This is a genomic window from Nonomuraea indica, assembly GCF_002850745.1.
GTDB classification, from domain to species: Bacteria; Actinomycetota; Actinomycetes; order Streptosporangiales; family Streptosporangiaceae; genus Nonomuraea; species Nonomuraea indica.
The window spans coordinates 1-9408 of the sequence record NZ_PJOK01000091.1; the positions used below are offsets into that span (position 1 = coordinate 1).

17 protein-coding genes are annotated in these 9408 nt (G+C 67.9%); 2 read left to right on the plus strand and 15 right to left on the minus strand.

Going from position 1 to position 9408, the window contains the following annotated elements; all coding sequences use genetic code 11:
* Positions 1–46 precede the first annotated feature (46 nt).
* From CXR44_RS38455 to CXR44_RS38510, 14 genes are all read right to left on the minus strand, one after another.
* Positions 47–799: a hypothetical protein gene (locus CXR44_RS38455; RefSeq protein WP_219602273.1), complete on the minus strand. Its 753-nt coding sequence runs from the start codon at positions 797–799 to the stop codon at positions 47–49.
* Between the two features lie 10 nt (positions 800–809).
* Complete coding sequence (locus CXR44_RS39950) at positions 810–953, minus strand: hypothetical protein (RefSeq protein ID WP_180903905.1); 144 nt, start codon at positions 951–953, stop codon at positions 810–812.
* On the minus strand, positions 950–1336 hold the full coding sequence (locus CXR44_RS38460; RefSeq protein WP_144070249.1) for a hypothetical protein: 387 nt from the start codon (positions 1334–1336) through the stop codon (positions 950–952). The genes CXR44_RS39950 and CXR44_RS38460 overlap by 4 nt, the downstream gene beginning before the upstream one ends.
* Complete coding sequence (locus CXR44_RS38465; RefSeq protein WP_101791094.1) at positions 1333–1713, minus strand: hypothetical protein; 381 nt, start codon at positions 1711–1713, stop codon at positions 1333–1335. Before CXR44_RS38465 ends, CXR44_RS38460 begins: the two co-directional genes overlap by 4 nt.
* Positions 1706–2209 carry a hypothetical protein gene (locus CXR44_RS38470; protein ID WP_101791095.1) on the minus strand — a complete coding sequence of 168 codons (504 nt, stop codon included), beginning with the start codon at positions 2207–2209 and terminating at the stop codon, positions 1706–1708. The genes CXR44_RS38465 and CXR44_RS38470 overlap by 8 nt, the downstream gene beginning before the upstream one ends.
* Positions 2206–3231 carry an AAA family ATPase gene (locus CXR44_RS38475; protein WP_219602274.1) on the minus strand — a complete coding sequence of 342 codons (1026 nt, stop codon included), beginning with the start codon at positions 3229–3231 and terminating at the stop codon, positions 2206–2208. Before CXR44_RS38475 ends, CXR44_RS38470 begins: the two co-directional genes overlap by 4 nt.
* Positions 3231–3500, minus strand: a complete 270-nt coding sequence (locus CXR44_RS38480; RefSeq protein ID WP_101791097.1) for a hypothetical protein — start codon at positions 3498–3500, stop codon at positions 3231–3233. The genes CXR44_RS38475 and CXR44_RS38480 overlap by 1 nt, the downstream gene beginning before the upstream one ends.
* A gap of 11 nt (positions 3501–3511) precedes the next feature.
* Complete coding sequence (locus tag CXR44_RS38485) at positions 3512–3730, minus strand: hypothetical protein (protein WP_101791098.1); 219 nt, start codon at positions 3728–3730, stop codon at positions 3512–3514.
* Positions 3727–3984, minus strand: coding sequence for a hypothetical protein (locus tag CXR44_RS38490; protein ID WP_101791099.1), 258 nt, complete (start codon positions 3982–3984; stop codon positions 3727–3729). The genes CXR44_RS38485 and CXR44_RS38490 overlap by 4 nt, the downstream gene beginning before the upstream one ends.
* The gene (locus tag CXR44_RS38495) at positions 3981–4211 is read right to left on the minus strand and encodes a hypothetical protein (protein WP_101791100.1); all 231 of its coding nucleotides are present in this window, start codon (positions 4209–4211) and stop codon (positions 3981–3983) included. The genes CXR44_RS38490 and CXR44_RS38495 overlap by 4 nt, the downstream gene beginning before the upstream one ends.
* Positions 4208–4342 (minus strand): hypothetical protein, encoded by a 135-nt coding sequence (locus CXR44_RS41895; protein WP_281260325.1) that lies wholly within the window; start codon positions 4340–4342, stop codon positions 4208–4210. The genes CXR44_RS38495 and CXR44_RS41895 overlap by 4 nt, the downstream gene beginning before the upstream one ends.
* A gap of 82 nt (positions 4343–4424) precedes the next feature.
* Positions 4425–4589, minus strand: coding sequence for a hypothetical protein (locus CXR44_RS39955; RefSeq protein WP_180903906.1), 165 nt, complete (start codon positions 4587–4589; stop codon positions 4425–4427).
* Positions 4586–5287, minus strand: coding sequence for a BRO-N domain-containing protein (locus tag CXR44_RS38500; protein WP_101791101.1), 702 nt, complete (start codon positions 5285–5287; stop codon positions 4586–4588). The genes CXR44_RS39955 and CXR44_RS38500 overlap by 4 nt, the downstream gene beginning before the upstream one ends.
* Positions 5288–5489: 202 nt before the next feature.
* Entirely contained in the window at positions 5490–5750 is a 261-nt protein-coding gene (locus CXR44_RS38510; RefSeq protein WP_101791103.1) for a helix-turn-helix domain-containing protein, read from the minus strand.
* Positions 5751–5900: 150 nt separating this feature from the next.
* Here CXR44_RS38510 and CXR44_RS38515 point away from each other — a divergent pair, with 150 nt between their 5' ends.
* A complete protein-coding gene (locus tag CXR44_RS38515; protein WP_144070250.1) occupies positions 5901–6428 on the plus strand; it encodes a hypothetical protein in 528 nt (175 codons plus the stop codon).
* Between the two features lie 290 nt (positions 6429–6718).
* The gene (locus CXR44_RS38520; protein ID WP_101791105.1) at positions 6719–7120 is read left to right on the plus strand and encodes a hypothetical protein; all 402 of its coding nucleotides are present in this window, start codon (positions 6719–6721) and stop codon (positions 7118–7120) included.
* 814 nt (positions 7121–7934) lie between these two features.
* Here the strand turns inward: CXR44_RS38520 and CXR44_RS38525 are convergent.
* Complete coding sequence (locus CXR44_RS38525; RefSeq protein WP_101791106.1) at positions 7935–9368, minus strand: recombinase family protein; 1434 nt, start codon at positions 9366–9368, stop codon at positions 7935–7937.
* Positions 9369–9408 lie beyond the last annotated feature (40 nt).

Consider the following 9408-nt stretch of genomic DNA (forward strand, 5'->3'; position numbering starts at 1 on the left):
CGACCCCCGATATCGGCGGGGTGAGCCGGCGGCAGGTCTCAGAGGGCTAGGCAGAGATGACGACTACGACGGTGCGCACACCGGTCCCGGCCTCCCGGAAGGCGTCGTCCGCGAGGGGGAGGACCTGGCCGCCCTTCGCGGCGATCAGGTCGCGGAAGTCGACAGCGGTCCGGTTGGTGCGGAACGTGAAGCCGTTCGCCATCACAGAGACGAGTCGACCGCCCGGCTTCACGAAGGTGAGGGCGTGCAGAACGTGGGCGATGTCGGCCTGTCGGGCGAACGGCGGATTCATGACGGCCCGGTCGTAGCCGTCGGCGTCGAGCTCGGCAGGGGTGACCGTTAGGAAGTCGGCCAGCAGGACCGTGCGGGAGTGTCCACCACGCAGGCCCTGTGTCCGCGCGGGGTCGATCTCTACACAGTCCACGACGGCGCCGCGGGCCGCAGCAGGCCCAGCGATAGCCCCAGTCCCGGCGGACGGCTCCAGAACCGTCATGCCGGGCTCCAGCTCCGCCAGCCCAAGCAGCTTCTCCACGATCGGCGGCGGCGTCGGGAAGTAGCCCATGTCCTGCGGTGTGGTGATCTGGCCGGTGAGCAGCACCTGCTCCAGCACCTCGGTCGGGTCGGCATCGAACACGTGGGCCTTGATCTTGCGGTTCCACTTGCCGCCCGCAGCCTGCAGGACCTTGTCGACCCTTTTGTAGAAGCCGTAGTCGAGCTGTCCGGTGATGCGGACGTGATCGCCGTCGATGTCAAGGTCATCCAGCACGGCGAGAACATCGTCGGAAACGTGCATGGTCATCCCTTCGAGGTCAGGGGGTATCGAGATCGGCCAGGGAGCCGTCGATGGCGGCGGCCCGCTGTGCGAGGTCGCGCACCTGGAGGGCGAGGCAGAACGGGCAGATCCCGCAGTACTCGCCGTCCTCATACAGGCGCGGGCACTCCAACTCGGTCATGACGCCGCCTCCCGATCCCAGGAAGCGATCAACCAGCCGTCCGCGGTCGCCGCAGCCGGGTTGGCGTGCACCCAGTTGTGGCAGTCACGGCACAGGCACACGCACTGCTTCGGGTCGGTGATGTCGGCGCCTCGCGACCTCATGCGCGGTTCGTGGACGTCGGTGGAGCGGGCCGCCTGGCAGCGCTCGCACACCGGCCGCTCGGCAAGCAGCTCGGCAACCAGCACGCGACGGAGCCGGTACTTCGCTTCCTGCTTCTTCGAGCGCGACTTCAGCGGGACACGGCGCTCCAGATTGCCGCCGGCCCGAAGCGGCGTCTTCCGCTCCAGCGGCTTGCCCTGCTTCAGCTCCGAGCGGCGGGGAGGCATCGGGGAACGCTTCATCTCCCGCTCCCCGCCACCTGATAGGAGGTCCTGACGGAATTCGCCAACGCCATCACGACCATCGCCTGGTCACGGACGACCCGCAGAAGGTCCTGGGCGGCCTCACGCTTAGCCACCGCGAGGTCGTACTGGTAGCGCAGGTTTCTCACCTGCTCGTCCACCCAGGCGTCCCGGTCCGCGGTCGTGTAGCCGCCGCGGGCTACCTTCGGGCAGTCGCCCGAGAACAGCGCCCGCCGCTTGGCCGCCTCGTAGCCGTGCTTGGCATCGACCTCGTCGTTGCGAACCTTGGCCAGCGTCTGCTGCGCCATGGTCAGGTCCGTGACCAGGCGACGCAGCTTGGCCTCGATGCCGACAGGGGTGGTCAGGTCGTCACTCACCACGCTCACCTGCCTCGATGGCCGGGCGGGTGAACCGCTCCATCACCTCGGCGAGCTGCCCCGACTGGTACGCCGACGCGATCGCATCCTCAGCGCCATCGGCGACCTTCGTCGTCGGGTACGGTTCTCCCTGCCCCACCGTGATGCCGGGCACCTCGTAGCCGTTGGCGTCCACGTTCGCGCCGTTGGCCTTGCAGCTGTCCAGTAGCACCTTCTCGAACGCCGGCCGGATGGCGGGCACCATCTCGACCTCGCTCGGGTACGTCTCCTGCACCCACGCGGTCAGCGTGAGCCGGTCTGTGACGCGGGCGGTGGTGCGGCCCTTCGCGTGGCCGACCATGCCGGCGACCGTCCCGTCCGGGAGGACCGCGCTGGTGCGGTCCCCCGGCAGGGCCGTCGCCGACAGCTCGGCGTCAGCGTTGGCTTTGGCCTGCTTGAGCCGCTCGGTCATCACCTTGAGCACGACCTCGGCCAGCGCCACCTCATTGGAGATCACGCCGCTTCCCCCTTCGGCTCAGCGGTCATCTCCTGGCTGAGCTGCTGAATCCGCTGGTTCACGACCTGTGCCTCGGCCTGCGTGATGTCGCCCGACTTGAGCAGGGGGCTGATCGCCGTCCACACCAAGCGCAAGCCCTCGACGTTGGCGGCGTCCTCCGCCTCAGACAGGAGCCGCTTCGCGGCGTCGGAGAGGTTGTCGAGGTCCGGCGACTCGTCGCCCGGCTTCATCTCCGTCATGTCCCGCGCCCGCGCCGCTGACGGATCGCACTTGAGGGCATCGAAGATGAGCCGCTCCAGCGTGAAGTCCGGCATCGGCTGCGGCTTGTCGACACCCGGCTTGATCCCGGCGTGAACGGATCGGGCGCCGACCACGATGGGCGGGTGCTCGCGTGACAGGCGCACCCACACCGACGCGTCGAAGGCGAGGTTCTTGTGCCCCTCGACCTTGTAGTCCTTCGATCCTTCGACTGGCCGTCCGGCGGCGTCCAGCGACGCGACTTCCTTGCCGCGGGCGGTCATGATGACGATGCCGGGGAACGTCATCAGCATCGTCATCAGCTTGCGGTGTCGGGCGGTGGCGTCGTTCCACAGGTTCATCGACACCTGCACCTCGGCGTTCGGGTCCCGCTGGATCCGCTGCCGGTTCGACTTGGAGCCCTTGGCCCGGTTCGCCGCCCAGTCCTTGAGCAGGTCCCATTCGGCGGTCATCGAGTCGATGACCAGCACCACGGGAGGCTCGCCGGCGTCGGCGGCTCGGGCGGCCTCCTTGCGGATCTCGGCGACCTGGCCGACGATGTCGCCCCACGTGCCGTCGTGCTCGACCACGAGGTAGCGGGCGCCGGGGATGGCGCCGTACTCGTCGGCGGCGCCCTCGTTCAGGTCGAGCCAGTACGTCTGGCCGACCTTCTCCGACGCGGACAGCTCGGCGCACGCCCAGCTTTTGCCGGCCTTCTCGCCGCCCTCCAGGAGGATGAGCGGCCACGGCACGGCACCGGTCGGCTTGCGCGTTCTGATCGCCATCAGCTCTCGCGCTCCCTCTCGTAGTCGTAGTTGTCGGAGTGGGTCAGCACTGCCTCGGCAGGGTTGGCCGGGTCACGAGGGATCAGCCGCGGCTGATCGGGCGCCGTCTCGCGCCCCACGCGGGCCGCATACTGGATGACGGAGTCGCGGGTCACCTCGTAGTCGAAGCCGCCCTCGACGAGGCGGTGGTCGAACTGGCCGCCGATGACGAGGCGGCGGATCTCGCGGTCGGTGCAGCGCAGCAGCACCGCGGCGTCAGTGACGGTCAACCAGCGGCTACTCATGCCGCACCGCCGTCAGGGCAGCCAGGTCCGCATGGAGTGTCCTCCAGCGCCAGACACACCAGGCAGCACTCGTGATCGGGGAAGTCCCGCTCGGGCGAGTCCGAGATGTCCATGCCGCACAGAGACAGGTCCGGGTTGCAGCAGTACAGGTGGTCGTCGTCGGGGTCAGCCTTCGGCCGGCCGGGGGCGACGGCGGGGAGGGTCGCGATGCTCATGCCGCACCGCCCTGCTCGGCGGGGTGGAGAGCGGCGACCGCGACTAGTTCCTCGTGCTCGGGCTCGTCCCGCCAGCCGGCGAGATCCACCCAGCCGCCGGCATTCCGGCCGATCGACGGGACCATACGCACGTCAGGCCGGTGCACCCACACGGTGTCGTCGTCCTCGTAGCTGCGGACGATCCAGACCCCGTCGTCGCTGTCCTTGATGACCGGGTCACCTGGTACGGGGCTCCACGTCGCTTCGACTTTCACGCCGGCACCTCCTCGTACTCGGTAGCCATGGCGGCGCGGGCGGCCTTGGCGATCCGCCGGTCGGCCTCGGCCGGGATGTCATCGACGGGGATGTCGATGCGGGCGACGAGCAGTGCCGTGCGGACCGCGCCGACGAGCAGGTCACCGCCGGGCAGCATCAGGTGGTCGGCGGCGTGCGCCGCGACCGCGTCCACGATCCGGTCGGCGTGAGAGTCGTGGCCGGTCACTGGGCACGCTCCGGGCGGGCCTCGATCCCCTGCATGACCGGCGTGTGCACCTCGGGCGCCCACGTCTTCAGCCACTGGAAGAACTCGATCTGGCGCTGCCACTCGCGAGGGGTGGCGGGTATGTTGTTCACGACCTTGCTCCTTCTCTGATGTGCTCTCTGAGCGGGGTCATCGGCCCTCGTCCGGCGGCATCCGGGTGGGGGCCGGCTCACGTCATGAGGTTCGGTGGCGCCCCACGTACGCGCCTTTGAGCAGCTCGGCCAGCTCGTCGTCGAACGCGTCCACCTCGCCGAGGCGCTTGGACGCGGCGATCAGGCCGGCGCAGGCGTACGTCTCCGCGTCCAGCAGGTGAAGGCCAGGGACCAGGACGGTCATCACGCGCCGCCAGGGAAGTCGATGACCGCAGCGTCGATCGCCATCTGCTCGTGGTCGGCGCCGAGACGGTCCTGGGCGAACCCGCGGAGCCGCTCGGACGTGTCCATGTACTTGTGGAACAGCGCCGGAATCCAGTGCGGGAGCACCTCCCAGCACGAGCCCGTGAACCAGAACCACGGCTGGTACTTCGCCTTTGGGTCACCGGACTGGCGAAGCACGCCGGCGGAGCGCAGAATGCGGCGGAAGTGCACGACCGAGGTGTGCACGCCGTACCGCTGCCGGATCACCGCCGCGGTCTCATCCCACGTGTACGTGGCGGGCTCCAGCAGATCGCCAGGCGTGCGGGGCGCGATCGTGTAACCGCCAGTCCGGCGGATCTCTGGCAGGACCTCCCGATACACCCAGTTCTGGAACCGGATCACCATGTCGCGCATCGCGTCGTCCTTGATGCGGGCCGCCTGCCTCTGCCCGATAGCCCGGTAGAACCCGGCCTCGGTCACGAAGGACACCTTCTGGTCGCCACCAAGGGTGGGAGCTATCTCCCACCCCTTCTCCTCGTCGGGGATGGTGCGCAGCATGTCCTTAGCGGCGTGGAAGGCGAGCGCCCGCGCCAGGCCGGGAGCGGCGACCTTGAACGAGTCGAGGTCCGGGGTGACCCGCAGCTCGAACTCGCCGTTGTCGAAGAGCTGGATCTCGTTCACGCCGCGTCTCCTGTCCTGCGTTCGCGTGCCTCTCGGTCGAGGCGCTGCTGGACGGCGCCGGCGAGGCCGAGAATGCGGGCGACGGCGCGGAGCTGGTCGTCGCTGGGGATGGGGATGAGTTCAATGAGTGGCCGGGATAGGCCGCCACCCGTCTCCTGGTACGAGGTTGTGTCGGGAGCGCTATTGATCGCTTTGATGCGCATCAAGCACACTCCGCCTGGGTCATCTCCTCAGACTTGTTCAACAGCGCGTCAACCTCGACGTCGAGGGCCCTGGCCAGAACTTCCAGCCTCGCTGCCGTGGGTCCGAACACTCCTGTTTCCCACCGACTAAGGGTGCTGACAGTGATCTTCATGCCCGCTCTCTCGCAGCGGCCTTCCAGGTCAGCGAGGGTGAACCCTCTGCGTTCCCGGGCTTCTCTGGCGCGATCGCCGTCGAAGGGGAGCTTCAGTCGCTTCCTCATGACCGCAACGTATCGCAACAAGCTCTAGGACCGCAACAAAGCGCTCGTGATTCTTTAGCGGCCACCCCCCGACATGAAAGTTGATGCCACGTGACCAGGCACTTTGCGATACATTGCGGTCAAAGCCGCGACGCAAGCCGGAGGATCGACATGGAGCGAGACGACCACGCGAACCGCCTCGCCAAGCTCATGGAGACACGACGACTAGCCCTGCACCTGATGTGGGAGGACGTCGCCCAGGCCGCCGGCATCACAACGGCGTTTCTGCGCAAGATCCGCTCCGGGGCCGGGGCGCGCCCACTGACCAAGGCGAAACTGGAAGCCGTACTCCAGTGGGCGCCCGGAAGCATCGATGCCATTCTCGAAGGCGGAGATCCTACGGACCTCACCACAGCCGGCACAGACACAGGCGGCGACGCGGAAGCGGCAATCCGCGATCTCGCTCCGCAGCTAAGCCCTGAGCAACTGCGATCGATCTTCGGCGCCCTTACGCGGTCGGAGCGCCAGTACGAGGACGACGCCGAGCAGCACATTTGGGAGACGCCCGGCCTGAGCGAGCGGGAGCGCCGCTTCCTCATCCATCAGCTGCATGCCCTCCGCAGGATGGACGAGACAGAGCATCGGTCGGCGTCAGCGCGTCCGACTGCGGACGTGCATGAATTCCGTCGAGGGAGCTGACCATTTAGGGCCACCCATGCGTTACGGCCACTATTAGGTGACCGTTTTGCGCATCCCAATCTCACCACTTCGAGCATGGATAGCCTGCTGCACCCCTGGTAGCGCACCTGCCCTAGCGTGCCCCGGCATGACACTGTTGCGTATTGTCACGATCCCATTACGGCCCCTTGGGTAGGGTGGACTTTTAGGCGTTTGACGACGTGGAATGACCGAACCAGCATTTTGGGGCGAGGGAACACGTTCAAGCACTACTGCGCCGAAAGCGCACATTCGCCGGGGGGTGACACGCTTTGATCGCCGACCGCAGCCACGCCGGTCACGAACAAGAACTCATCGCAAAAGTCCTCGCCACTATCGAGGAACGTCTCAACCTCGCCAAGCAGGTCACCGCAGCGCAGCTCCGTGACGAGATCTTCACCAAGCAGCGCTTCTCTGACATGGCTGACGACCTAAAGATGGCCCACGACACCATCCAGTACCTCAACGACTTCATCGCAGCCCTCCTGGCTCCTCCGCCTGACAAGGTGGTGGCTGCCATGCGGAGCAAGCCGGGCAGCCTTCAGCCTGTCAGCTGGCGCGTGGGCGGGAAGATGCGGACCTTCCTAGTCCCCGGCTTCGGCCATCCCGATGTCCTGCGCGAAGCCCGCTGGTGGCGGCGCATGACCAACCAGTACGGGGAGGCCATCCCGTGAAGTTGCCTGAGATCCGGGAGGTGGAAGACCCCGCCAGCCCCGCCGTCGCCTTCACCGAGAACGGCCGCACCGTCGTCGAAGTCGACGCGAAGCTGAAGGGGAAGGAACGCGCCGCGGCGATCCTCGCGGCCTGCCGCGCGCATGAGCTCGGACTGGGGGGCCTCATCGCAGTGCCGCTCCTCGCGGCGTGGGAGCCGTTGAAACGCTTCACCACAGAGCAGCCTCGGTTAGTGCTGGCCGCCGGCGCGAGCACCGGAGGAGCTGCCCTCGTGTCCGCGGGCGTCATGACGTTAGCCCTCAGCAGCCCGAGTGGAACGCACCAAGCCGAGTCCATCCCTGCGCAGACCACCATCAGCCGACCCTCCACCGCCGCCGCAGGCCCAAGCACCCGCGTCCGTCCCCCAACGACAACCCCCTCACCCAGACGAACACCGAAGGCTGTGGCCGCCGCCCCGACGCATAAGCCGGACACGGGACGTACGCAGGCCGCCAGCAGCATCACCCGCCCCGCCACCAGGCCGCCAGCAACGAGCAGCCCCATGGCGACGAGCCCCGCGCAAAGTCAGCGCCCGCGAACTCCCAGCGTGACACCCACCCGAGAGCCGGCCCCCGGCTCCAAGCCGCCCAGCACCCCGCCCGTACAGGAGCGGCCAACCCAGCGGCGCACACCCCCGCAAGCGCGCGTAACCCCGCCGCGCGCAACACCCGGGACGCCGGCTAGAACGCCGGGTCCACCACCGCAGGTGCCCTCGCCGGGAAGAGACTGCCTGGTCGAGGTGCGGCTTCCTCCCGTGGCGCAGGCAGGGCTGCTCTGCTAGCGAGGAACAATCCGGTCCGGGTAGAACGCCCGCGGGCGGCCCTTCGTGAACGGCAGCACGACGAACCCTTTCGGCAGCAGGGCCCGCATCACATCCCGCCGCTCCGTCGGCGTGGAGCTCTCCCACTCCGCCTGGATGTCGCCGCCCAACAGGCGCCGCAGCACGCGAGGAGCGGACCCAATCGCGAAGGTTTTCGCGTTCCGGATCCGCTCCTCGATGATGGTGCGTGCCTCGGTGTACTCGGCCAGGGTGATCCGCCGGTTGGCCCACATCCGGGCCAACTCTTTAAGCTGCGCTTCGTCCTCGGCGATCTGGCCGCGGAGCTCGTCGGTGGCCGTGTTCGAGGTGGCGGCGAGCAGCCGATCCAGCACAGCCTCGTTCGACAGGAACTCCACCACGCGCTGGCTGATGAGGTCCTCCACATGCGGTGCCGCAACAGCGATCTTCCCGCAGCCGCCCCGCGGCGTGGGGCACCAATAGCGGGCCGTTGCCCTGCTGGTCGCAGCCGTGCCGATCAGGTGGTGCCCGCACAGAGAGCACCACAGAGAGCCCGTCAGCCAGCGGGTGAACACGTTGCTGGTGCCAGCCGCCCGTTCAGCGATCTTCGCTCGGACGGCGTCCCATGTGTCGCGGTCGAGGATGGCCGGCCACTGCGCCTCACCGACCACGACGCCGCGGAACCGGCGCAGGCCGGCGATGCGCGGCCCGGTGAGCACCGACCACACCGAACGCTGGTTCCACTGCTCGCTACGGACCGGTTTGATGCCGCGCTCGTTCAACTCGACGGCGATGCCGCTGATGGTGCCGCCGTCGAGGATGCGCTGCGCCATCCACCGGATGACTTCCGCCTCGTCTTCGCGGATCGTCACGCCGTTTCTCTCGTAGCCGTAGGGGCGGATGCCCCCGCCGCCGGTCCTGCCTTGGGCGGCGAGCTCCTCGTGCTTGCGGGAGACACGGCGCGCGGTGTCGCGGCTGCTCTTGTTCGCCACTGCCACCATGACGCGGGCCATGGTGACGTCGGCGTCGTTGGCGAGCCGGAGGGAGCCGCTCACGGATTCGACGGGGATGCGGTGGTACTTGGACTCGACGACGTCGATCAGGTCCTCAAGGTCGCGAGGGTCGCGGGCTACGCGGTCGAGGTCGTAGGCGAGGAGGCCGTCTGCTTGTTCGGCGGCGAGCATGTCGAGGCCGCGGCGGAAACCCGGCCGGACGGTCCTGAGGGCGGTGGCTCCGTCAGGGAGGGTGATTTTGCGGCGTTTGAACGCCGACGTGTCGTTTTCGACGATGACATGGGTTTCGTCGGGTCCGATCGTCCAACCGAGCCTTTCGGCCAATCTGCGACCGTCTTCCTCTTGGCGGGCGACTCCTGCCGCTTCGCCGCTTTTGTCGTCACTGATTCGGAGGAGCAGGATGGCGCGCTTGGGGGTCATAGCACCCAAGCTTAAGCTCTCTCGTCTGTTTCGGAGGGCC

Bases quoted from the DNA above. Each gene is read 5' to 3' on its own strand.
- CXR44_RS38455 (WP_219602273.1), bottom strand. From the start codon at position 799: ATGACCATGCACGTTTCCGACGATGTTCTCGCCGTGCTGGATGACCTT.
- CXR44_RS39950 (WP_180903905.1), bottom strand. From the start codon at position 953: ATGACCGAGTTGGAGTGCCCGCGCCTGTATGAGGACGGCGAGTACTGC.
- CXR44_RS38460 (WP_144070249.1), bottom strand. From the start codon at position 1,336: ATGAAGCGTTCCCCGATGCCTCCCCGCCGCTCGGAGCTGAAGCAGGGC.
- CXR44_RS38475 (WP_219602274.1), bottom strand. From the start codon at position 3,231: ATGGCGATCAGAACGCGCAAGCCGACCGGTGCCGTGCCGTGGCCGCTC.
- CXR44_RS38485 (WP_101791098.1), bottom strand. From the start codon at position 3,730: ATGAGCATCGCGACCCTCCCCGCCGTCGCCCCCGGCCGGCCGAAGGCT.
- CXR44_RS38510 (WP_101791103.1), bottom strand. From the start codon at position 5,750: ATGAGGAAGCGACTGAAGCTCCCCTTCGACGGCGATCGCGCCAGAGAA.
- CXR44_RS38515 (WP_144070250.1), top strand. From the start codon at position 5,901: ATGGAGCGAGACGACCACGCGAACCGCCTCGCCAAGCTCATGGAGACA.
- CXR44_RS38525 (WP_101791106.1), bottom strand. From the start codon at position 9,368: ATGACCCCCAAGCGCGCCATCCTGCTCCTCCGAATCAGTGACGACAAA.